Raw genomic sequence first — 21,265 nt, 5'->3', positions numbered from 1 at the left:
GACCTCCTTGTCAGTGGGACAGCAATGCTAACTTTCCTCCAGAATAGCAATGAGTCGATCCGCCATTTCTTAGACAGGTTAAAGGGAGTCAGGCCATGAGTTGACTCCCGGCGTTTATTTTCAGGCGGTTTCTTCCAGTTCACGCACGTCCTGGGTCATACGCATTGGGCAGAAATCAGGACCACACATTGAGCAGAACTCTGAGTCCTTGGCGCCATCCTGCGGCAAAGTCTCATCGTGATAGGCTTTGGCGGTATCCGGATCCAGCGCCAGATTGAACTGGTCCAGCCAACGAAATTCAAAGCGAGCCTTGGACAGGGCATTATCCCGAACCTGAGCATTAGGATGACCTTTGGCCAGATCAGCAGCATGAGCGGCAATTTTATAAGCGATCAGCCCCGCTTTTACATCATCACGATTGGGTAAACCCAAATGCTCTTTAGGTGTTACATAACAAAGCATGGCGCAACCATACCAACCCATCATGGCGGCACCGATACCCGAAGTAATATGGTCATAACCCGGTGCTACATCCGTGGTTAAAGGCCCCAGTGTATAAAAAGGCGCTTCATGGCAATGCTCCAGCTGCATCTCCATATTTTCTTTGATGAGATGCATGGGCACATGACCAGGCCCTTCGATCATGACCTGAACATCGTATTCCCAGGCAATTTTTGTGAGCTCCCCAAGGGTTTTCAATTCGCCAAACTGCGCTTCATCATTGGCATCGGCAATAGACCCCGGACGCAGACCATCTCCCAATGAAAGGCTGATATCGTATGCCTGACACACCTCGCACAGCTCCCGGAAATTGTCATAGAGAAAGTTCTCGGCATCGTGCATTTCTGCCCATTGCCCAAGAATGCCTCCACCTCGAGAAACAATGCCTGTCACTCTGTTTTTGGTTTTGGCAACATGCTCCCTGAGAACCCCGGCATGGATCGTCATGTAATCCACACCCTGCTCAGCCTGCTCAATAATCGTGTCTTTCATGACCTCCCAGCTCAGATCTTTCACCTTGCCCTTAACTTTTTCCAGAGCCTGATAAATAGGTACAGTTCCAATGGGCACTGGAGAGTTTCGGATCATCCACTCACGGGTTTCATGGATATTCTTGCCTGTGGATAAGTCCATCACGGTATCGCCACCCCAACGAACAGACCAGAGCATCTTTTCGACTTCTTCTTCAATGGAAGAAGTCACCGCCGAGTTACCAATATTGGCATTGATTTTCACCAGAAAGTTGCGCCCAATAATCATGGGTTCAGACTCAGGGTGATTAATATTGGCTGGGATAATGGCTCGGCCTTCGGCGACTTCTTTTCTGACGAACTCAGGTGTGATGTGTGAACCTTCGGAACACCCCATATTCTCACGAAGCGCAATGTACTCCATTTCCGGAGTAACAATCCCCTGTCTGGCGTAATAAAGCTGGGAGACATTTTGACCAGTCTTAGCTCTGCGAGGTGTTCTCAGAGCTTTAAAACGAATGTCTTCCAGGCGCAGGTCAAACTGACGGGAACGTGCAAATTCTGATGAACGACCATCAAGCAGCTCGGTGTCCGCTCTTTCTTCGATCCATTTTGAGCGTAAACCAGGCAGCCCCTGATTCAAATCATGGGGAACACCTGTCTCTGTGTAACTGCCAGACGTATCATAAATCCGAACCGGTTCATTCCTGCCGCCACCAAATCGTTCAGGTGTATCGTGCAGATGAACCTCTCTCATGCCGACACGAATGTCTTCACGACTGCCTGTTACATAGGTTTTTTGAGAGTTAGGAAAGGGACTACAGGCATCAATCAGCAATTGCCGGTCAAAATCAGACGTGTTGTTTTCGCAAGCCATCGTTTTCAGTGTCCTTCGATTCAAGTTCATGACTGTTTCGATATGGCTTGCCGGATTGGCCAGACCCGGTCTTTCAAAATGGAAAGACCTTTGGAAGTGAACAGAAAGCAGCTCTACTCACTCCCAAAATGGATCTTCTTGTTCCCTTCGCAGGTTTTAGCCTGATCAGGTTCTACGGATTCCGATAAACATCATTTCGGTCTCAGCACATGGCGCTCCGACAAGATTGCCGGAAAGTATATACCCATTGGATTTCAAGATGCTACTAGGCGACAAGTGAGCGAAGCCCTGTGAGCCTACGAGTAGTAAGTGATCAGGGTGAGCGAACGCTGGCAACAACGTAGCATCTTGAAAGGCGATGGGTATAAGTAGATTTCTCAAAGGTTAACAGTAGAAAGGCATAGCCAAGCTCTGGTTTATTCAGCTGTAATCGCCAGAAAGCTCCCTGCACAACTGAATTCTGAACGATTGCAAAAAGTCACTATGGCGGGCGGCCATTTTACGACCGGGCTCTGTCTTCATCGTTTTTTGAATCTGTAACAACTTGATTTCAAAATGATCCAGAGAATACTGACGATCGTTCAACTCCCGATTTTTCCCCATGGGATCTTCCGGATCAAACAGTTTCTGCCCTAATTTTCCGCCCGTATAAAAACACCGGGCAATTCCGATGGCTCCCAAGGCTTCCATCCTGTCTGCATCCTGAACAACTTCAGCTTCCAGAGTCTCAGGAGTAATATTGGCAGAATAACTGTGCGTTTTAACGGCATGACATACTGCATTGATCAACTCGACAGGAAACTGCAGAGAGTTTAAGCAAATCTCTGTTTCTTCAGCCGCCAGAGCAGAAGCCTTTGAACGTTCCGGGTGATTTTTAGGCAGCACAATAATATCGTGGAAGTAACAGGCAGCCAGAACCACCAGCCGGTTAATATCAAACTCACCTTCATCGATTAGTTGTTGAGCTGTTTTCCAGACCCGCTGAAAATGGGAAACATCATGCGACGCATCATCAGAATCCCGGTCTTTCAGGAATTCGACAAAACGTTCTTCCCAGTGTTTCAGAAGTGCAGGTTCATTAAAGTTCATGAGTCAGGATCCACAGGCTTTTGGTAGCGTTGAGAGGTTCTGCTGTTAATAGCGGGAGAATCATGCAGAAAATTATGGGCGTGTACAACTACCCTGTCGGAATGCAGCTCCACCAGATTATAAACCGGCGGTTCTGGCGAAACATAGCCGGGCTTGGGGTTATCAAAATCAAAAGGAGTCTGGTGCACCAGAGAAGGTGGACATGAAAAACTAATACCCTGGTAGCTACCTGACACAGAGCGGTGCAAGTGCCCAAAAAACAGATGCCTGACCTTATCTTTGTAGGGATGAATGACTGACCAGAATGTTGAGGCATTTATCAGATTGTCTCGGTCCATACTTGCCAGCCCAGCTTCAAAGGGAGGGTGGTACATAAACAGACAAACCGGCTTACTTGAAGCGTTCAGTTCACTTTTCAGCCATGCAAGCCTTTGTTCACATAAAATACCGCTACGCTTGCGGTCATCCAACGTATCCAGACAAATCAGATTAGCCGGCTCTGTCTCGACCGTGAACTATATCGTGAACTATATAAAGCCTTCCTGTTGCCCTGGGTGGTCAAAAAAAACATCGCGAAAACTCCTCCTGTCATCATGACCCTAATTATTTTCAGCTTAAAAAATTATTGAACTATCCTTCTGCGTGGGTTTTTCAACGAAGTGCTGTTACAAACATGCTGTTCCATGAGTTTACCGTGAAAATTTTTTCGCTCCCAAGAAAGGCAATCATTCATTTCATTCGCTCATGGCTGTTCAATGTTTTCTGGGGCTTTGCGATCACACTGTCCCTGAGTTCAAGCACCTCTTTTGCTGACGAGTTTTCTGATGCTTTGGAAGTCAGGAAAGGAATGATCTCTCCCTGGTATATTTATACGCCACCGGGCAACAACGATAAACACTGCAACATCCATGTTCGAATAGGTGTAGACGGTGGTGCCAGCACTATCCGGGTACGGGCTGAAAGCACTTCTTTAGGTCACTATATCCCTACACTGAAAGTCGATTTAGTGGCTGAAGCCAACGGCAAGATCGTCATTGCACCTGAAATAGTGGCCAGAGATACCCAGCATTTGATTGATGACAGCCTTAATCAATTAGCAGTAAAAGGAACTCTGCCCACTGACTCAATCTGTTACTCCGCTGTTCTGGGCATGTCTGGCTCAGAGGATCTGGTGAGTATACGAACCTTTCTGGAAGAGCTTGCGAAAGATCGCAGGCTGCAAAAAGCAGTAGTGGTGTCCGATGCCGAAACTGTCTGGCACGATGTGTTTAAAAAACAAGGCATTGTCATTATTATTGGCACAGGGCATGTCATTCGTGGACGGGCTGCAGAACAGCCAGATAAGCAAATCAGTGGATTTTCAGCCCCCTCTTCCGACAAACCTTCAGCTGCTCGCTTTACGCATGACTACGATGACTGTATGGACGAAATCACCCTTTTCAGCAGTAACAAAATTAAGCTTTTCCATAAAAAGTCTATTTACATCGGCCAGAAAGAATTTCAACTTTTTCCCAGAGCAATTCCCTTCTTCTTTGCCCAACAGATGCAAAGTGGAAAATCTGACGTGGAACAACGAGCGTTCTTCTCCATGGTTCAGGTTCAGAACAATAAAAAATACGCCGCCAGAGCCAAAGAAATGAATGACTACAGAACGAATCCGGAATCCAGCCCTGATTTCTGTGTCGAGTATGCCTGGAATAAAGCCAAGTATGATTTTCTCAGAAGGTTTGACGATATTGCTGAAGCCGGCATGGGGAATGTCCCTTTTGTTATCCAGGGCAGTATGGCCGAGCCACTGTGGGATGATTTGTCTCCCGATGAAAAATCTTCTCTCGAACCTTTGAAAATCAAGAAAAAGCCCGATGCTCTGGGTGGCGCTTTGAAGATTGCAAAACAGCTTTTCTAACTTCTAAAGGCGCGGCCAGGAGTAACACAGAAGAAAAGTAAGAAGAGAGGCTTTCAGCACCCTGTATGAGGGTAAAAGTGTTTCTCATTCTAAAGCTAAAAAGCGGCTTGTATCACTCAAGTCGGAATTTTGTGACACCAACACCCTTTTTTGGTGCTGTGACACCCTTATGACACCCAGACACGAAAAGGCCCGAAGCGCTTAAAATACGGACGTTTCGGGCTTTTGTATGATGGGCCTTCCGGGACTCGAACCCTGTAGCCTGTTTCTGTTGACGGGTGCCGCTTCAGGTGAAGGTAAAAGCATTACCAGTACCATTCTGGCAAGTGACCTGAAGCAATCCACACTCAATACAGACTTGCAATATCAGCAACAACGCTCTGATTATGACATTGCTCTGAAAGCAGAGACCAACCTGATTCGGATAGCCGCAACACTGGCTGTCTGGAACAATCCTGACGCTAGTGAAATTTCCCTGAATTGCACGCATAAAAAAATGACTGGGCGCGGCGGTTTACGTTCAAACTTTGAAAACCTTTTGATGCTCCATGCCCCACAAGGGATACAGACCTATCTATACTCATTCTGTTGTCTAACCCTTGTGAATATGAACCATGCCTGCACCCCGTAAACCTATGCTTATGCACCAGTTACACGGCACTTATCAGCCTTGCAGACATGCTAACCGGAAGGATTCAGTCATGATCAGCAAGCAGCGCCGCACCATACCGTCATGGCTATCGGATGAGGTGAAGGCCATCTATCGCAAGCTGGCTGAGCCATTGCCACCACTGGATAGCATTGATGAAACCACATTGTCACAGCTGGCCATGCTCAAGCACCAGCTACAGGCTGACCAGGATGACTTCACAGCACAGCAACACAGCCAGCTCAGGCAATTAACGGCCATCGTTCGGCAGTGGGTTACGCCTGAGACTGAGCCTGAAGAAGTGGATGAATTTGAAGCCTTTGAGCAGAAACGAAAACAGAGGCGGTCAGAGCAAGGTGGCTTGACGGGCTGGATGAAGGACAGGGCAAGATTGAAAGAACAGTACCCGGCGATTCGGTGACAGGGCAAAGTACAAACTTTACCTTGAAATCGGATATCCGGCTTTGGATAGTGCCCTGAATTTAACTCAACCTGAGTTAAAATCCATCTGCCAAGGGCTATAGGCTCATTACCCAGCTAAACCGCCAAAATAAAATCACTAAAAGTAAACTTATTGCTAACTTATAGTAATCTTTCTGCTATTCTATACCCATGTTCAAGGTGATGTACACAAGGCGAGCGGTTAAGGCTCTTCGGAAGATTCCAGAGCCACACCGTAGCCGGGTTCAGAAAGCTATCAATGAACTGCCTGAAGGTGATATTAAGAAGCTGACAGGTGAACCGGGTTACAGATTGAGGGTTGGGAATTGGCGCATTATCTACGACATTGAGCACGATCAGCTCATCATTGAAGTGATCAACATGGGTCCGAGAGGGAAAATTTACAAGCATTAGATAGAGGGGGCTGCCCCCTCAAGGGTTTACAGATGGCTGAAATACTAAAACATGATGGAAAACCGGCCTTTGTGGTCATGCCCTATTCAGAGTATCAGGCGATGCTTGAAAAGCTGGAAGACCAGGAAGACTCTGAAGCCTACAGAGAAGTCCGTAGTAGCCTGAGCCGTGGTAAGGATGAGTTAATACCTTCTGAAGTGGTTGACAAGCTTCTGACAGACAATCCTGTCAGGGTTTGGCGTGAGTATCGGGGTATGAAACAAAAGGAACTGGCTGAAAAGGCTGGGCTCAAGCCTTCTTACTTAAGCCAGATAGAAAGTGGTTCAAAACAAGGCTCTTTAGAAACATTAAAAAATATTGCCAAGGCTCTGAGAGTCGACCTTGATGACATTACCTGATAACAAACCGTCCGATATACAGCCCGGCTAGCCTGGGCTTTTTTGTGCATACCTTATCAAAAGTGCCAGAATCAGGAAGATTCAAACACCCATTTTTCAGGGTGCTTAAGGTTACAGTAAGAAGTGAATTCAGATGGACAACTCAAGCTGTCGGCAGTTACGGGCTATCTGTGCTGCGTGGTTCTGTGAACAGCGTAATAGCTGGCGAATCTCACGAACAGAAGGTTTCTTGATAAGTCCGTCGTAGAGTGCGTCAAACACGGCCCGGACTTCAGGCGTGGTCTGGGTCAGGGCGGGGGTACCGGTTCTTCTTTGGCTGTATCGAGATGGTGACTGTTTTCTATGACAGAGTAATGAGGCTGAGTTACACTGTGACGGTTGAGCAGTACCACCGACAAATCCAGCAGAAACGCCAGCAGAGTAATAAAGGCTGTTACCAGTAAAGTGTCTTCTATCCCGGTAACGGTTTCTACTCGCTGAGCGGCTGAAGCCAGTGGCGTTACTTCTATTTCGGGCAGTGCTTCAAGCTGTTTTCGCACTTCAAGCCCTTGGTGATATACCCGGCTTCAAGATAGCCGTCCACAGACTTCTGAAGAAAAGTTCTTTCAGTCATAGCCGAAGCCGATTATTCATAGCTGCCGGACAAGGTGGCGACACTGGCCGTCATGGACAGCAACAAGGCCGCCACAATCACACCGCCATAGAGCAATATCTCTAATCCTAAGTCCTTCTGTCTGGCCTGCTTCAACCTGTCAGGCATGAGCAACAACGCGCCTGCCTGAATCAGTACCAGCGATACCGCAAAGAGTAACGCGGTTACCCCTGTAGCTAGGAGCCTGTCGGACTTAAGACAATTTCGGCCTGAAATCCAGAAAGAACGGCCATCTTTTCCACTGAATTTGCTTAAATAGGTCAACTATTCGCACAAATTCAGTGAAAAAGCTGACTCGTTCTACTGAATTTTATGCTCGGACGCTATTTTCGGTCAGGCTCCTAGGGAAAAACCAAACAGGCCCGTCATACCAAACGACACTAGCGCTAAGGCATGGTGAATATGCTTTTGTGTGTCCATTGCCTTAACCCTGTGCTTCGCTAAGTGCGGTTTCGAGTGCTTGCCAGCATCTTAATTTCTTGAGGTGACGCAAGCTGACCTTGATTTCTCGTTTCTGAATTGCAGTCAGGTGCTGGTACTGCTGCCGCGTTTTTGTGTTTTTGTGCAATGGGAATCGAGTTCTACGCAGCGGGGTATACCGGATAAACGCAGATACTACCGGGGTGTGCAAGAAGCTTGCACAGAGAGAATATGGCTAAAAATCGCTGAGAGCTTTGATATAAGTGCGTTGCTTCGGTTTTTTTCTTTGCGTTATGGCTCAAAAGCTGGTGACACTTTTGTGACATAAACACCCTTTATTGGGTTGTGATGCCCAGAAATGAAAAAGCCCGAAGCGCTTTAAATACGGGCGTTTCGGGCTTCTGTATGGTGGGCCTTCCGGGACTCGAACCCAGGACCTGCCGATTATGAGTCGGATGCTCTAACCAACTGAGCTAAAGGCCCCAATCACCAAGTTATCACCCTTTGATACAGAGAGTGGTCCAGCCTTTCTGGGCGTGGAATCTTAGTGGGGGTGAATTATAAGCATATCAGGGGGCTCTCGCCAACCCTCTGATTTTAATAAAGCTTTTTCTCATCAAAAAAGGTTCTTTAAAGGTGCCTGAATTGTCAGCAAGACGCCTTTAAACATCGAGCCTGCCTCAGTGCTTACTGCTTTTGGCCGAAATAATAGCCATGCATCTGTTTCTGACCGGGATGTCATGTTTAAACACTTTTTTACGCCCTGGTTACTGGCTTCCTGTCTGGTTTTTGCTTTTGCCGGTGATTTTTATGTGGGTAAGGCGTTGTTGGAGAACGTTCGAAAACATTATGGTGATAAGGCCGGCAAGCGTATGCAGGCCTGGCAAAATCTGCTCGACGGAAGCAGAGGGTTGTCTGAAGCTGCAAAGCTGGAGAAAGTGAACCAGTTTTTTAATCAGCTCCGTTTTATCAGTGACCTGCGTCATTGGGGAGAAGAGGATTACTGGGCCACACCTGTGGAGTTCCTGGCCAGTGGTGGCGGGGATTGTGAAGACTTCTCTATCGCCAAGTATTTTACCTTGAGAGAGCTGGGAGTGGCGGATGAGAAATTACGGATCACTTATGTAAAAGCCCTCAAGCTAAACCAGGCTCATATGGTACTCAGTTACTATGCCAAGCCGGATGCGGAGCCGTTGATTCTGGATAACCTTGAAGGTGATATTCTCAAGGCCGGGGCCCGCAAAGATCTTCAACCTGTGTATAACTTTAACGGTGATGGTCTCTGGCTTGCCAGACAGAGAGGTAAAGGGGTAAGAATAGGGAAGGCTGACAGAATCAGCTTGTGGATGGATTTACGAAAACGCCTGCGGTTGTCAGTGGAGCAGGGAGAGACCGGCAATGCCGGTGCAGGGGCAAAACCATGACATTACTCAGGGAACTTGCAGCCTATTTGACCATACTGCTGTTCATGTTGTTCGGCGGTAGTCTGGTGATGAGCATCAACGACAGCAGGAGTTATCTGCAGCAACAGCTGGAATCTCATGCCCAGGACACCGCCACTTCACTGGGCCTTTCTATTGCGGCGACTGAAGCAGGTAACATTGCCACGGTCGATTCCATGATTGATGCCATTTTCGATCGGGGTTACTACCGAATAATTCGCTTTACCGATCCCGAAGGTGAAGTGCTGGTGAACAGTGAACATGACCTGGTTCTGGACGATGTTCCCAGCTGGTTTGTCTCACTGGTGGCTCTGAACGCGCCAGAAGTTTCTACAGAAGTGAATCGTGGCTGGAATCTTGCCGGAACGCTCTATGTATCCAGCCATCCAGGCTACGCCTATCGCAGTTTATGGAACAAAACCCTGCACAGTACCTGGCTGTTCGGTTGTGGTTTGCTGTTGGCCATTATTGGTTTGAATATTCTTCTCAGAATTACCCTTCGCCCCTTGAAACGCCTTGAACAGCAGGCGGATGCTATCTGCCAGAAACGTTTCGATGTTCAGACTCGACTGCCGAGAAGCCGGGACTTGCGCAGGGTGGTGGAAGCCATGAATCGAATGGTGAGCAAGTTGGAAGTGCTGTTTAATGAAAAAGTGATTCTGACTGAAGAGTTACGCAGACAGTCGGTGAAAGATCCTCTGACCGGAATTCTTAACCGTCGAGCTTTTGATGACAGGCTATCCAGTGAGCTGGTCAGCAAGGAGCGAGGTGAGTCGGGTGGCAGTTTGCTGCTGCTTCAGATCAGTGGGCTGGATGACTATAACCGTCAATATGGAAGAACCCAGGCCGACCGGCTTTTGGTGGATATGGCTCGTAATCTTTGTAAACCCATTCAGCGCTGGCAGGAATCGTTTGCTGGACGGCGCAACGGTTCTGAGTTTTCAGTGTTTGTTCCTGCTTGTGATCTTGAACAGGCAAGACAGGTCGCCGAAGTCTGTTTTCGTTCCATTGTTTCTCTGCCATTTTTTTCCAGTGATGAAGGGGAAAAGAGTCTGCATCTTGCGATGGTGACTCATCTTGGACGAATTGATCAGGAAGAACTGTTGCATCAAGCGGACCAGTTACTAAGAAGTGTGCAGCATAATGGTGGCAATAACTGGCAGGTGCGGGAAGTCGACGTTCAGGATGGCCAGCCATACAGCCAGTGGAGTGAAGGCCACTGGCAGGAATCACTCAGGCAGGTATTAAAAGCTCAGGAAGTTGAGTTGTTTGCTCAGCCTGTATTGGATTTTAAAGGGAACCTGCTGTTCCGTGAAGTCTTTACTCGCTTGAGACTACTGGGTGAACTCGCTTCGGCTGAAGCTTTTTTACCCATGGTGGAACGCTTTGATCTGTATGCTGATTTTGACAAGGTAGTGGTGGAAGTCTTACTGGTGAAAATGCGGACTAAGCATTTGGACGAACGATACTGTCTGAACCTGTCCCCCCGCTCGCTGCTCAATAAAGAGTTTTATGACTGGTTTCTGTCAACGCTCAGGGCAGTACCGGATTTATGCAGCAGGCTGGTTCTGGAAATTCCTGAGCGCACATTGTTATTGGCCGGAGACAGGTTGTCTGGCATTATCAACGAGCTGATGGCTACCGGGTGTCGTTTTTCGGTTGATCATTTTGGTATTGCCAGCCGTACCTTATCCTGTCTCCATTTGTTGAACCTTGATTACATCAAGGTTGACGGCAGTTTTGTACGGGGCATTGCTGAAAATAAGGGGAACCGTTTCTATATTCGCACATTGGCCATGCTGGCCAGCAGTCGGGATATCCAGCTTCTGGCACAAGATGTAGAAGATGAGAAAGACTGGTTACAGCTGAAAGATCTGGGTGTTCAGGGTGGTCAGGGGTTCTACCTGGGCCACCCTGAGCGGTTGTAAGAGAGGAATTATTTGTCTGGAGACTCTATCAGTCCCCATTCTTTTGCTGTTGTTATTGCGTCGAAAGACTCAGTATTTCTCTTGATCAGCGCCTCAAGCTTTCCTTCGCCAAGCTGGTTTGAAAGCTTCAGTTTTTCTTTTGTGTCTGGTATCAGTTCTATTAGACTATCGATGACACTATTTAATTGTTCTCGATTTCCAGTATGAGCAGCCTTTTCTACTTCATTGATCAGGTCAGCTGAGTAATTTGGCTTCTCGCAGTAATATGCGTTATGGCGAGCTAAAAAAGCAGTACTTTTTTTTGAGTTTCAGTACTTTCCTGAAGCAGCCAGTGATCATCAGGTAGTTTAAGGGATCCAGAGTTACATTCTGTGGAACCAGCGAAAGTTTGCAAGGAAAGTATGGTTGATAACGAAAATAAAAGTGTTTTAACGAGTGACATTAGATACACACTCCCAAAACTTTTTATCATCTCCCTTGTGAGGGTTCATCAGAAGTTCATATTGTGCAATATCACCAATAAGTTCTCGATGAATGTAGGCAATTGATTTCAGCTGTGCAGAAAAGCCTTCCCAATCGTAAGCAGCAATATCATAAATTGTTTTTTCGCGTGTGCCCGGACTGGCAAAAAGTTGAATCAGTGGGGTAGTAGCAATATGCATAAGTTGCTTTGAGAGTAACGCTTTTTTTTCGATCTTTTTTAAAGCCTTCAACGTATATGCATTTGGCACAAACGCATCAATGGCGCAATATTTTGCAACACCCACATCTATATCTTTATTCTGATTACAAAGGGTGATGTCATGCTAACACTACACTGCTGACCGGTAAATTGAAGAGAATGGCTTGATTTCCGGCTTATAGTGTATAGAGCGCAGGCTATGTGGCTTTAATACCCACCCTGAATAGAGGATAATGATCCTGACTCAGATTGGGGCAATGAGGAATCTATGGCTCTGGAAATGATAAAAGAGCGCGTGTCGTCAGTAATTGAAGGTGTCGCGAATACCCTTAGGGGCAGTAAGCTCAGAGGCAAAGGTATAGCAGTTGCTGCCGGTGTCGTCGTGATTGGGCTGACTGCTCTGGGCATGTACTGGAGCAGCGAGCCGGAAACCTTCTCTGTGAAAGCCAGTGCCGATCAGATAGCACAGGCTAATGGTCAGGAGGTGGTGGTTGGTTATACGACAACAGCTACTCTTTATCGTATTGCAGAGACCTTGCTAAATAAGCCTGGTGGTTATACCCGTAATGATATTGGGCCTCCCGGTGTATTCATGGACAATATGCCCAGCTGGGAGCTGGGAGTATTGATTCAGGTGCGTGATATGGCGCGCTCTCTGCGTAAAGATCTAAGCCGTTCACAGTCCCAGTCTCAGGAAGATCGTGATCTGGCTATTGCCGAGCCCCAGTTTAACTTTGACTCCAAGAGCTGGATTTTACCATCCAGTGAAAAAGAGTATCAGCGTGGTATCGACAAACTCGGTAACTATATGCGTCGCCTGCCTGATAAACAGGACCGCGCCCAGTTTTATGCCCGTGCCGATAACCTGACCCGCTGGCTGACCGATGTAGAAACCCGTCTGGGCAGCTTATCCCAGAGGTTAAGTGCCAGTGTGGGCAAGCCCCGTATCAATACCGATCTGGCGGGTGACGCAGAGGCTTCCCAATCCACCGAAGCTGAAGCGCTGGTGGAGGTGAAAACACCCTGGACCAAGATCGATGATGTTTTCTATGAAGCTCGTGGTACATCCTGGGCTCTGATTCATCTGATGAAAGCAATAGAAGTGGATTTCGCTGATGTACTGGACAAAAAGAATGCGACCATCAGTCTGAAGCAGATTATTCGTGAGCTGGAAGCTACTCAGGAAACGGTTTGGAGTCCATTCATACTTAATGGCGACGGATTTGGCATACTGGCTAACCACTCATTGGTTATGGCTAATTATATTTCTCGCGCCAATGCTGCAATCATTGATCTACGCCGACTGCTGGAGCAGGGGTAAGATCGAATATCTTGTTTATAAACGGCCTTCCTTTTGAAGGCCGTTATTGTTTGTGCTGGGTGATATGGAAAATTTAAATCAACAGATCGACTTTATTATGGAACTGGATCGTCTGAAGGCGATCCAGCGTCGGTGTCGAATAAAGTGTGATGACAACCGCTTTGAAAACAGTGCCGAGCACAGCTGGCATATTGCCCTGATGGCTCAGGTGCTGTCTGTTTATGCGGATGAACCCGTAAATCTGGATCGGGTAGTGACAATGTTGTTGATTCACGACATTGTAGAAATTGACGCTGGCGACACCTTTGCCTTTGATACGGCTGGTCAGGAAAGTACGGTAGATATAGAGGCTGAAGCAGCAGATCGTATTTTTGGACTGTTGCCAGAAGCGCAGGCAAAAAGCTATCGCACGCTCTGGCAGGAATTTGAAGATGCCGAAACGGCCGATGGCCGATTTGCCAAAGCCATGGATCGAATGTTGCCCTTGTTGCAAAACTGCCGGAACGAAGGCGGTAGTTGGGTTGAACATGATGTTTCGCGCTCTCAGGTCATCAAACGTAATGAATATCTCAAAGGGTTAGTACCCAGGCTTTGGGACTATGCTTTGAATGAGATTGATCAAGCCACGGATAAAGGCTGGCTGAAAAGAGATTGAGGTATGAAATGAGCAGCAAGCTTGTTTATTCGACCGATATGGGTCGTATCAAGGAAGAGAAAACCACAGAAGCCGAAGTGGGTGATGGCAATGTGCGTGTCCGGCCGGAAAAGAAAGGCCGTGGTGGCAAAGTTGTGACAGTAATCAGTGGCTTGCCACTGGCAGGTAACGACCTGAAGGCTTATGCCAAGTCACTGAAAAAACGCTGCGGTGGAGGTGGTGCTGTAAAGGATGGCAACATTGAACTGCAGGGAGATCATGTAGATATCATGGTCGATGTGCTCAAAAAAGCCGGATACGATGCCAAGCGTTCAGGGGGCTGATCTCCTGAGAGAGTTTCGCCGGATACTGTTCTGGTATCCGGCAGTTGAATATTGTCTGAATTAAATCGCTCTTGGCAAAAGAATTAATGCGCGTCGTCCTGACGAAGCAATAGTGCTTTAGGAACACCGGAAATAACTTCCTTATTTGAACACACCCGTTCGGGCTTAGCCTGTCGAAGCCCAGAGCCACCACCCTTCGACAGGCTCAGGGTGAACGGAGCCCATGCTCTAATAGGGAATTTATTTTGAGACAAACACTTAGAGTAAAACGCTCTTTTTATCTTTTGATGTTCTTCTTTTTTCTTCTGTTCAAAAATTAATCATCGCAATCTGTTTATTTTGTATAAACTGGAAAAGTGCTGTCTGTAATTTATGAGTGCGACCGTTCGGTAACGCTTGTGGTACTTAGGTGCTGGTTGCTTATGGCACTCTGGGGGAAGCAAACTGTAAGGACGTTTGTCTAAAGAAAGGTTTCATCGCGGGCTGATGAAACCTCTCACACTATAAACTGCTATGAGCGAAGGAAAATATTTTGCGTCAGCTTTAAAAATGAAAATACGCAGCAAAATGTTTTTCACGGTATAAAAAGGTAAATGTGAATGAGCCAAGAAAACACCGTGTATGACAGACCATTAGAAAATGTTCCCCAATTTACTTCCCGACTGGGCTTCTATCTTGCCGCTGTCGGTTCTGCTGTTGGTATAGGAAATATCTGGGGTTTCCCTACCCAGACCGCCGATAATGGTGGTGCAGCTTTTGTTCTTATCTACCTTTGTTTCTCCTTTCTACTTGCCTGGCCCATGCTGGTGGCTGAGCTGGTGATTGGCCGATACGGTCGTTCTGATCCGGTGACTACGCTTGAAAGTGTCAGTGATAAATCAGTTTTCAGATTTTTAGGTAAACTGACCGGTTGGACTTCGACGATTACGGTTCTGCTGATTTATAGCTTCTATGCCATCATTTCTGGTTGGATTATCTGTTTCGGGCTGGCTCCCATCGCGATGTCTATGGGAATGGACAGTCTGGCTTCTTCATTAACTTCATTTAAACCCCTTCCCACAATGATTGCTGCAGGTGCATTTATGGCAATGGTAGCAGCGATAGTGTCTGGTGGTGTGGCTGACGGTATCGAAAAATGGTGCAGTCGCCTGATGCCCATGTTGGTCGTACTGATTCTATTGCTGATTGGTTTTACCATGACTCAGGATGGTGCGCTGGAAGGTCTCAAGTATTTTGTTCTGCCTGATTTCTCCAAGATCCTCAGTAAGGATCTTTTGATCAGCGCACTTGGCCAGTCGTTCTTCTCCATGTCTTTGGGGGTGGGTATCATGGTCGTTTATGGTGCTTATCTGACCCGAGACAGCAATATACCTGTGATGGCTGCCAGTGTTGCAGTCACGGATACGCTGGTGGCCGTCATGGCGGGGCTGTTGATCATTCCTGGTATGTTTGTCGCTTTGAACCATGGTATTGATATCTACACGGCGGAAGGCGCACTGAAAAGTGCAGACAAGCTGGTATTTGATGTACTGCCTCAGCTCTTTCTTCAGTTTGGCCCGCTGGGCATTGTGTTTTCTCTGGGATTTTTTCTCTTATTGACCATCACCGCTCTGACCTCAGCGGTCTCCATTCTGGAAGTACCGGTAGCGGTTTTTCAGAGACGACACATTGCTCACAGGACTGCCAGCTCCTGGCTGATCTCCCTGATTACTTTCGGGGTCAGCATCTGTGTCATGATCTGGTTTGAGGTACTCTTTGACTTTGTGGTCAACCTGACGACCCGTTATGCTATGCCTCTGTTGAGTCTGGTCGTGTGTATTTACGCCGCCTGGATATGGTCCAGAGACCAAAAGCTGAAAGAACTGCAGAAAGGGTGTCCGGATATTGAGCACAGTCTCTTCTGGAAGATCTGGCCCTGGTACATCCGTTTTGTCTGCCCGTTCATGGTGATGGTCCTGATCTTTTTTACTTTTTGATTTGAGAGCTTTCTCACGGAATGAAAATTTGGGTTGATGCCGACGCCTGCCCGGTGGTGATCAAGGAAATTCTTTTCAGAGCCGCCGACAGAACTGAAACTCCTCTGACCCTGGTGGCGAATCAGCCCATCAGGGTTCCCGGATCTCGCTTTATAAAATCCATACAGGTGGCTTCTGGCTTTGATGTAGCAGACGATGAAATTGTAAAAAGAGCGGAAGCCGGGGAGCTGGTAATTACCAATGATATTCCCTTGGCAGCAGAAGTGATTGAGAAAGGGTGCATAGCTCTTAGTACACGCGGGGAGCTTTTTACGGAAGATAATATCAAGGCCCGTCTTAATATGCGGGATTTTCTGGATACCTTGCGGTCTAGTGGAATTGAGTCTGGAGGTCCTCCGGCATTGAGTCAGAGTGATCGTCAGCAGTTTGCTAACCAGCTGGATAAGTGGCTGGCCAGCAAACGCTGAAGCTTAAGGCATAATCCGGAAATAACGCCCTTCTTTGACCTCACTCCGTTCGGGCTGAGCTTGTCGAAGGGTTATAGCATTGGGCTTCGACAAGCTCAGCCCGAACGGATTTTGAGCAGATTTGAATAAAGAAATTATTTTGGGACCACTCCTAAGCCTGATCCAGCAGATGTTTAATTACCGTTGGATCAGCCAGCGTGCTCAGGTCACCCAGATTATCTCTTTCTCCCTGAGCCAGCTTACGCAAGATGCGTCTCATGATTTTTCCAGAGCGTGTCTTGGGCAGAGCAGGGCATGGGTGGAGTATTTCCGGACGAGCAAATGATCCGATCTCACTGGCTACCAGATTTGAAAGTTCCTGTTTCAGGTCATCGGTGATTTCAACTCCATCCATAGGGGTTATAAAGGCGTAAACACTTTCGCCTTTCACTCGGTGAGGCACTCCCACGACAGCCGCTTCGGCAATGGCTTCGTGTAATACCAGAGCACTTTCTATTTCAGCAGTCCCCAGACGATGCCCCGCTACATTAATCACGTCATCCATTCTACCTGTGATTTGGTAATAGCCATTTTCATCTCTGCGAGCACCATCACCTGTAAAGTAATAGCCGGGGTGCTGACTGAAGTAAGTGTCGACAATCCGCTGGTGATTGCCGTAAACCGTTCGGATCTGGCTTGGCCAGGAGCCGGTGATCACCAGGCTGCCCTGACCTGGGCCGACAATCTCATTGCCATCATGATCCAGAATGGCAGGACGAATACCGAGAAAAGGCAGAGTAGCAAAGCCGGGTTTTAAAGCGGTAGCTCCCGGCAGTGGTGTAATCATCATGCCGCCCGTTTCCGTTTGCCACCAGGAATCGATAATCGGACAGCGTTCTTCACCCACACTCCGGTAATACCATTGCCAGGCTTCCGGGTTTATGGGCTCGCCGACTGTTCCCAAAATTTTCAGACTCGCACGTGAAGTCCGTTTAACGTACTCATCACCCTTGGCCATTAAAGCGCGAATTGCAGTGGGCGCTGTGTAGAGAATATTAACCTGGTGACGATCCACGATTTCCCAAATTCTCGCGGCATCAGGCCAGAAGGGGACACCTTCGTGCATGACCATGGTTGCGCCATTAGATAATGGGCCATAAACGATATAGGAGTGTCCTGTAATCCAGCCAACGTCGGCGCCACACCAGTAAATATCACCTTCGTGGTAATCAAAAACGTAATGGAACGTGACGGTGGTGTAGAGCAGATACCCCGCTGTGCTGTGCAGAACTCCTTTAGGTTTTCCGGTTGACCCAGAGGTGTAGAGAATGAACAGTGGGTCTTCAGATTCCATGACCTCAGGTTCACAGATGCTGGACTGGCTTGTTGTCAGTGCCTTATAGGAAATGTCGCGTCCTTCCCGCCATTCAATCTCGGCTCCGGTTCTTTCGTACACCACTACGGTGGTGACATCAGGGCACTCTTTCAGGGCTTCATCTGTATTCTGCTTGAGAGGAATATGTTTTCCTCCGCGAACGCCTTCGTCAGCGGTGATAACAGCACGACAGCCGCAGTCGAGAATACGGTCACGAAGTGAGTGAGGAGAGAAGCCTCCGAATACCACAGAATGAACTGCTCCAATGCGAGCGCAGGCGAGCATGGCATAAACGGCTTCAGGCACCATGGGCATGTAAATGCAAACTCTGTCGCCTTTGTTAACCCCTTGGGCCTTCAAACCATTGGCCAGCTTACAGACCTCATCATGAATTTCCTGATAAGTAATCTTGCGTTGCAGGTCCGGTGTGTCACCTTCCCAAATGATGGCTACCTGATCCGCTCTGTTCTCCAGATGCCTGTCTATGCAGTTGAAGCTGGCGTTCAGTTTGCCACCTTTAAACCAGCTTACTTCACACTTTTTGAAGTCGCCTTCATAAACAGAATCCCAGGGGCGGTACCAGTCCAGATAACGTTCAGCCTTACTACCCCAGAACGCTTCCGGATTCTCCAGAGAGTAGCGATACAGCTCCTGATATTTTTCTTCGCTCATCCATGAGTCTTTAAAAGACTCGGGAACCGGATAGTTTGTTGTCTGGGTCATGGCATCTCACCTGCCTCATCTTTTTAAAAGTTAATCCAGTATAGAAGCCAGTGTGTTGCTGAGAGGTTAATTCAAAATTCTTCGTATAGAAAAAGTGAATTCATTTGCTTGTACTAGGATGCTGATCATGCGCTTCGACAGGCTCAGGGCGAACGAAATCCAAGTTTCAATTGGGAGTGTGTTTCGAGACAAATCCTTAACTGATCCAGCTTAGTACCCATGGTACTAGCCATGGAGCCAACAGAGCACTGATACTGGCAGAAAGCACCAGTGCCAGAGCACTGTAGGCACCTTCCTGTAATGAGTTTTGGACAATTCTGGCTGTACCCAATGCATGGCAGGCTGTTCCCATCGCGATGCCTCTGGCTTTGGGGTCCGTGATTTTCAGCAAAGAAAGTAACGGCAAGCCAAAAATAGCCCCCATAAGACCGGTCAGGATCACCGCAATAGCGGCAAGAGATGGGACACCATTCAGGTTATCCACAATCATTACCGCAATCGGAGTTGTGACCGATTTGGGTGCCAGGGAAATAGCCACCTGCCCATCAGCACCGGCCATTACCGCCAGAACTACTGTACTGACAAGGGCAAACAGGCTGGAGACAAACACCACCAGAATGACACCGGGCAGCTCCCGATGTATCTCTCGCATCTGTTGATAAAGAGGAACGCCCAGCGAGACTACAGCCAGTCCCAGCAGGTTACTTAACCAGTCACCTCCCTGTTGGTAGTCTGAGTAGGGAATGTTGCCAGCAAGAAGAATACCCGCAAGTACCAGAATACTGATCAGTACCGGGTTGAGCAGAGAATGCTTGAAACGATTCTGAAGTTTCCAGGCAATCAGATAGACGGCCACTGTCAGAGAGCAGTAAAGCAAGCCTTTCATGGGTGAGATTGAATACATTGGAAATGACATCATCGCTGGGTTCGCTCCAGCCATTGAAATAACCACCCTGCAATGGCCATGATGATGACTGTTCCCAGTATACTGGTCAGCAACAAAGCGCCAAGGCTGTTAGCCAGCAAGTCCAGCTGATCGACGACACCGACTCCGATAGGAACAAACAACAGGGACATCCAGCGCACCAGAAAACCGGCGCCGACTTCAACCCAGGATAATCGAATCAGACCACTGCCCAGCAGGGTAGCCAGAAGAAGCATTCCGATAATGCTGCCCGGAAGGGCATGGCCAATCCAGACGCTGACCAGATCACCTGTCCACAGACAGGCCATCAGAATAATGACACTGCTTAGCCAGGCTGCCATACGTCGGCATACAAAGGCTATCTTCACTAAAAAACTCCGCTATGATTCGAAGAGGCTCATGGCAGCCGCCAAAGAAAGGAAACTGGACCGACCATGAAAATCCGCATCTTTAATGCCAAAAAATACGATCGTGAATATTTGCACCAGTGTCATGCCGGCTTTGGCTTTGAACTGGAATATTTTGATATTCACCTGGATGAAAAAACCGCTCACCTGGCCAGAGACGGTGATGCAGTCTGCGCTTTTGTTAACGACGATCTCAGTCGGCCCGTTCTGGACGTACTGGCTGGGCATAATATCAGACTTCTACTCATGCGCTGTGCGGGATTTAACAATGTTGACTTAGAAGCAGCAGCCGATTTGGGAATGACCGTTGCGAGAGTTCCGGCTTACTCTCCTGAAGCTGTGGCAGAGCATGCCATCGCTCTCATCATGACCTTGAACCGGAGAATCCACAAAGCCTACCAAAGAACCAGAGATGCAAACTTTTCCCTCGAAGGGTTCGAAACAGCATCGATTAATCTATGATTATCTACCACAATCTATCATTATGGATAAGAGATTAGTTAAGATTGGTGAAGCCGCTCGCTTGCTGGGTACTGACCACTCAACATTGAGAAAGTGGATTGAGAAAGTGGGAGAGCACGGGTGAGTTGCTCCCAGCCAGAAAGACCAAAGGCGGTACACGTTATTATGACGTGGCTGAACTCATGGGATTCAGCAACGAAGCTGCACCTACACTTTGCTACTGCCGTGTATCCAGCCACGATCAAAAAGCCGATCTGGATAGACAGCAAGAACTACTGGAGGCTTATTGCTCTGCCAAGGGCTGGCGAACGCAAGTGATCCGTGATCTTGGCTCCGGCATGAACTACCGGAAGAAAGGTCTGAACCATCCCACAAGGACAGACTGCTTCGGTTCGGTGCCGAGTGGGTCTTTTCGCTCTGTGACATACAGGGCATTGAAATTATCATCATCCACAAGGGCGACCAGCCATCGTTTGAAGAGGAGCAGGCTAATGATGTGCTGGAAATCATTACCGTGTTTAGTGCGAGGCTCTACGGTAGCCGAAGCAGATACTTGTGGAGACCCAAGACTACGACCCTAAAGCACAAAGCTCAGAATCCGTCGGCGTTGATTTTGGCATCAAAGATTTGGCTATTTGTTCGAATGGCAAAACCTTTGCTGCTAACCAGAAGTTAAAGCACTCCCTGAAACGTCTGGCCATTCTGCATGAGGTCAGTGATTATCTGACGGCAAACTTCAGCGTTATCGCTATTGAAGACCTGAATGTACGTGGCATGACGAAG

General features: G+C 47.9%; 24 protein-coding genes, 1 tRNA gene, 1 pseudogene and 1 riboswitch. Of the genes and pseudogenes, 15 read left to right on the top strand and 11 right to left on the bottom strand.

The annotated features are described in order from the left end of the window. Positions 1–120: 120 nt before the first annotated feature. The 3 genes from thiC to GZ78_RS23170 form a co-directional block, all read right to left on the bottom strand. A complete protein-coding gene (thiC, locus tag GZ78_RS23180) occupies positions 121–1,848 on the bottom strand; it encodes a phosphomethylpyrimidine synthase ThiC (protein ID WP_034842070.1) in 1,728 nt (575 codons plus the stop codon). Positions 1,849–1,973: 125 nt separating this feature from the next. After that, a riboswitch (TPP riboswitch) is annotated at positions 1,974–2,078 on the bottom strand. A 190-nt stretch (positions 2,079–2,268) separates the two neighbouring features. Further along, positions 2,269–2,937, bottom strand: a complete 669-nt coding sequence (locus GZ78_RS23175; RefSeq protein WP_034841663.1) for a phosphohydrolase — start codon at positions 2,935–2,937, stop codon at positions 2,269–2,271. After that, positions 2,934–3,275 (bottom strand): metallophosphoesterase family protein, encoded by a 342-nt coding sequence (locus GZ78_RS23170; RefSeq protein ID WP_152558913.1) that lies wholly within the window; start codon positions 3,273–3,275, stop codon positions 2,934–2,936. Before GZ78_RS23170 ends, GZ78_RS23175 begins: the two co-directional genes overlap by 4 nt. Positions 3,276–3,631: 356 nt before the next feature. On the opposite strand from GZ78_RS23170, the gene GZ78_RS23165 reads away from it, so the two are divergent. From GZ78_RS23165 to GZ78_RS23145, 5 genes are all read left to right on the top strand, one after another. After that, positions 3,632–4,843 carry a hypothetical protein gene (locus tag GZ78_RS23165; protein WP_152558912.1) on the top strand — a complete coding sequence of 404 codons (1,212 nt, stop codon included), beginning with the start codon at positions 3,632–3,634 and terminating at the stop codon, positions 4,841–4,843. A 229-nt stretch (positions 4,844–5,072) separates the two neighbouring features. Then, positions 5,073–5,474: a hypothetical protein gene (locus GZ78_RS23160; protein ID WP_034841657.1), complete on the top strand. Its 402-nt coding sequence runs from the start codon at positions 5,073–5,075 to the stop codon at positions 5,472–5,474. A 70-nt stretch (positions 5,475–5,544) separates the two neighbouring features. Continuing rightward, positions 5,545–5,913 (top strand): hypothetical protein, encoded by a 369-nt coding sequence (locus GZ78_RS23155; protein ID WP_152558911.1) that lies wholly within the window; start codon positions 5,545–5,547, stop codon positions 5,911–5,913. 203 nt (positions 5,914–6,116) lie between these two features. After that, positions 6,117–6,347, top strand: a complete 231-nt coding sequence (locus tag GZ78_RS23150) for a type II toxin-antitoxin system RelE family toxin (RefSeq protein ID WP_201772782.1) — start codon at positions 6,117–6,119, stop codon at positions 6,345–6,347. Positions 6,348–6,379: 32 nt separating this feature from the next. After that, positions 6,380–6,745 carry a helix-turn-helix domain-containing protein gene (locus GZ78_RS23145; RefSeq protein ID WP_034841652.1) on the top strand — a complete coding sequence of 122 codons (366 nt, stop codon included), beginning with the start codon at positions 6,380–6,382 and terminating at the stop codon, positions 6,743–6,745. 129 nt (positions 6,746–6,874) lie between these two features. Here the strand turns inward: GZ78_RS23145 and GZ78_RS30745 are convergent, their stop codons facing one another. The 4 genes from GZ78_RS30745 to GZ78_RS23135 all read right to left on the bottom strand — a co-directional run bounded on the left by GZ78_RS30745 (position 6,875) and on the right by GZ78_RS23135 (position 8,300). Then, positions 6,875–7,006, bottom strand: a complete 132-nt coding sequence (locus GZ78_RS30745) for a hypothetical protein (protein ID WP_269078790.1) — start codon at positions 7,004–7,006, stop codon at positions 6,875–6,877. A 26-nt stretch (positions 7,007–7,032) separates the two neighbouring features. Beyond that, the gene (locus GZ78_RS23140; protein ID WP_034841650.1) at positions 7,033–7,284 is read right to left on the bottom strand and encodes a hypothetical protein; all 252 of its coding nucleotides are present in this window, start codon (positions 7,282–7,284) and stop codon (positions 7,033–7,035) included. Between the two features lie 86 nt (positions 7,285–7,370). Beyond that, positions 7,371–7,505: a hypothetical protein gene (locus GZ78_RS30740; protein WP_269078789.1), complete on the bottom strand. Its 135-nt coding sequence runs from the start codon at positions 7,503–7,505 to the stop codon at positions 7,371–7,373. Between the two features lie 718 nt (positions 7,506–8,223). After that, positions 8,224–8,300: transfer RNA gene (locus GZ78_RS23135), tRNA-Ile, on the bottom strand. A gap of 257 nt (positions 8,301–8,557) precedes the next feature. Between GZ78_RS23135 and GZ78_RS23130 the strand changes: the two genes are divergently transcribed. Together GZ78_RS23130 and GZ78_RS23125 are read left to right on the top strand one after the other, a co-directional pair. Continuing rightward, the gene (locus GZ78_RS23130; RefSeq protein ID WP_034841648.1) at positions 8,558–9,241 is read left to right on the top strand and encodes a transglutaminase-like cysteine peptidase; all 684 of its coding nucleotides are present in this window, start codon (positions 8,558–8,560) and stop codon (positions 9,239–9,241) included. After that, entirely contained in the window at positions 9,238–11,187 is a 1,950-nt protein-coding gene (locus GZ78_RS23125; protein WP_034841645.1) for a bifunctional diguanylate cyclase/phosphodiesterase, read from the top strand. Before GZ78_RS23130 ends, GZ78_RS23125 begins: the two co-directional genes overlap by 4 nt. A gap of 428 nt (positions 11,188–11,615) precedes the next feature. On the opposite strand, the gene GZ78_RS23120 is transcribed toward GZ78_RS23125, so the two are convergent. Then, complete coding sequence (locus GZ78_RS23120; protein WP_034841642.1) at positions 11,616–11,954, bottom strand: hypothetical protein; 339 nt, start codon at positions 11,952–11,954, stop codon at positions 11,616–11,618. A 183-nt stretch (positions 11,955–12,137) separates the two neighbouring features. Here GZ78_RS23120 and GZ78_RS23115 point away from each other — a divergent pair, with 183 nt between their 5' ends. The 5 genes from GZ78_RS23115 (at position 12,138) to GZ78_RS23095 (ending at position 16,611) form a co-directional block, all read left to right on the top strand. Continuing rightward, positions 12,138–13,190, top strand: a complete 1,053-nt coding sequence (locus GZ78_RS23115; protein ID WP_034841639.1) for a DUF2333 family protein — start codon at positions 12,138–12,140, stop codon at positions 13,188–13,190. A 64-nt stretch (positions 13,191–13,254) separates the two neighbouring features. Then, on the top strand, positions 13,255–13,845 hold the full coding sequence (locus GZ78_RS23110; protein ID WP_034842068.1) for an HD domain-containing protein: 591 nt from the start codon (positions 13,255–13,257) through the stop codon (positions 13,843–13,845). Positions 13,846–13,853: 8 nt separating this feature from the next. Continuing rightward, the gene (gene yciH / locus GZ78_RS23105; RefSeq protein WP_034841637.1) at positions 13,854–14,168 is read left to right on the top strand and encodes a stress response translation initiation inhibitor YciH; all 315 of its coding nucleotides are present in this window, start codon (positions 13,854–13,856) and stop codon (positions 14,166–14,168) included. 599 nt (positions 14,169–14,767) lie between these two features. After that, entirely contained in the window at positions 14,768–16,144 is a 1,377-nt protein-coding gene (locus tag GZ78_RS23100; RefSeq protein WP_051786482.1) for a sodium-dependent transporter, read from the top strand. A 20-nt stretch (positions 16,145–16,164) separates the two neighbouring features. Then, positions 16,165–16,611, top strand: coding sequence for a YaiI/YqxD family protein (locus GZ78_RS23095; protein ID WP_034841634.1), 447 nt, complete (start codon positions 16,165–16,167; stop codon positions 16,609–16,611). A 151-nt stretch (positions 16,612–16,762) separates the two neighbouring features. Here the strand turns inward: GZ78_RS23095 and acs are convergent, their stop codons facing one another. From acs to GZ78_RS23080, 3 genes are all read right to left on the bottom strand, one after another. After that, positions 16,763–18,688, bottom strand: a complete 1,926-nt coding sequence (gene acs, locus GZ78_RS23090) for an acetate--CoA ligase (RefSeq protein WP_034841632.1) — start codon at positions 18,686–18,688, stop codon at positions 16,763–16,765. 196 nt (positions 18,689–18,884) lie between these two features. Further along, on the bottom strand, positions 18,885–19,607 hold the full coding sequence (locus GZ78_RS23085; RefSeq protein WP_034841629.1) for an LrgB family protein: 723 nt from the start codon (positions 19,605–19,607) through the stop codon (positions 18,885–18,887). Then, positions 19,604–19,981 (bottom strand): CidA/LrgA family protein, encoded by a 378-nt coding sequence (locus GZ78_RS23080; protein ID WP_152558909.1) that lies wholly within the window; start codon positions 19,979–19,981, stop codon positions 19,604–19,606. The genes GZ78_RS23085 and GZ78_RS23080 overlap by 4 nt, the downstream gene beginning before the upstream one ends. Positions 19,982–20,047: 66 nt before the next feature. Between GZ78_RS23080 and GZ78_RS23075 the strand changes: the two genes are divergently transcribed. The 3 genes and pseudogenes from GZ78_RS23075 to GZ78_RS29885 all read left to right on the top strand — a co-directional run. Beyond that, on the top strand, positions 20,048–20,482 hold the full coding sequence (locus tag GZ78_RS23075) for a Rossmann-fold NAD(P)-binding domain-containing protein (protein ID WP_051786481.1): 435 nt from the start codon (positions 20,048–20,050) through the stop codon (positions 20,480–20,482). Between the two features lie 22 nt (positions 20,483–20,504). Next, positions 20,505–21,032: pseudogene (locus tag GZ78_RS28535) on the top strand (IS607 family transposase); the annotation flags it as partial. A 5-nt stretch (positions 21,033–21,037) separates the two neighbouring features. Then, positions 21,038–21,265: hypothetical protein (locus GZ78_RS29885; protein WP_034841625.1), on the top strand; the 228-nt coding region annotated here is incomplete at its 3' end.

The organism is Endozoicomonas numazuensis, from assembly GCF_000722635.1.
In the GTDB taxonomy this organism is placed as follows: domain Bacteria; phylum Pseudomonadota; class Gammaproteobacteria; order Pseudomonadales; family Endozoicomonadaceae; genus Endozoicomonas_A; species Endozoicomonas_A numazuensis.
Note: the sequence above shows the minus strand (reverse complement) of the source record. Positions and strands in the feature narration are given on the sequence as shown.

What these genes read in the sequence shown, in the direction of transcription:
- thiC (WP_034842070.1), bottom strand. Translation starts at nt 1,848, where the DNA reads ATGGCTTGCGAAAACAACACGTCTGATTTTGACCGGCAATTGCTGATT.
- GZ78_RS23175 (WP_034841663.1), bottom strand. Translation starts at nt 2,937, where the DNA reads ATGAACTTTAATGAACCTGCACTTCTGAAACACTGGGAAGAACGTTTT.
- GZ78_RS23170 (WP_152558913.1), bottom strand. Translation starts at nt 3,275, where the DNA reads ATGGACCGAGACAATCTGATAAATGCCTCAACATTCTGGTCAGTCATT.
- GZ78_RS23160 (WP_034841657.1), top strand. Translation starts at nt 5,073, where the DNA reads ATGATGGGCCTTCCGGGACTCGAACCCTGTAGCCTGTTTCTGTTGACG.
- GZ78_RS23155 (WP_152558911.1), top strand. Translation starts at nt 5,545, where the DNA reads ATGATCAGCAAGCAGCGCCGCACCATACCGTCATGGCTATCGGATGAG.
- GZ78_RS23150 (WP_201772782.1), top strand. Translation starts at nt 6,117, where the DNA reads ATGTACACAAGGCGAGCGGTTAAGGCTCTTCGGAAGATTCCAGAGCCA.
- GZ78_RS23145 (WP_034841652.1), top strand. Translation starts at nt 6,380, where the DNA reads ATGGCTGAAATACTAAAACATGATGGAAAACCGGCCTTTGTGGTCATG.
- GZ78_RS30740 (WP_269078789.1), bottom strand. Translation starts at nt 7,505, where the DNA reads ATGCCTGACAGGTTGAAGCAGGCCAGACAGAAGGACTTAGGATTAGAG.
- GZ78_RS23130 (WP_034841648.1), top strand. Translation starts at nt 8,558, where the DNA reads ATGTTTAAACACTTTTTTACGCCCTGGTTACTGGCTTCCTGTCTGGTT.
- GZ78_RS23125 (WP_034841645.1), top strand. Translation starts at nt 9,238, where the DNA reads ATGACATTACTCAGGGAACTTGCAGCCTATTTGACCATACTGCTGTTC.
- GZ78_RS23115 (WP_034841639.1), top strand. Translation starts at nt 12,138, where the DNA reads ATGGCTCTGGAAATGATAAAAGAGCGCGTGTCGTCAGTAATTGAAGGT.
- GZ78_RS23110 (WP_034842068.1), top strand. Translation starts at nt 13,255, where the DNA reads ATGGAAAATTTAAATCAACAGATCGACTTTATTATGGAACTGGATCGT.
- yciH (WP_034841637.1), top strand. Translation starts at nt 13,854, where the DNA reads ATGAGCAGCAAGCTTGTTTATTCGACCGATATGGGTCGTATCAAGGAA.
- GZ78_RS23100 (WP_051786482.1), top strand. Translation starts at nt 14,768, where the DNA reads ATGAGCCAAGAAAACACCGTGTATGACAGACCATTAGAAAATGTTCCC.
- GZ78_RS23095 (WP_034841634.1), top strand. Translation starts at nt 16,165, where the DNA reads ATGAAAATTTGGGTTGATGCCGACGCCTGCCCGGTGGTGATCAAGGAA.
- acs (WP_034841632.1), bottom strand. Translation starts at nt 18,688, where the DNA reads ATGACCCAGACAACAAACTATCCGGTTCCCGAGTCTTTTAAAGACTCA.
- GZ78_RS23085 (WP_034841629.1), bottom strand. Translation starts at nt 19,607, where the DNA reads ATGATGTCATTTCCAATGTATTCAATCTCACCCATGAAAGGCTTGCTT.
- GZ78_RS23075 (WP_051786481.1), top strand. Translation starts at nt 20,048, where the DNA reads ATGAAAATCCGCATCTTTAATGCCAAAAAATACGATCGTGAATATTTG.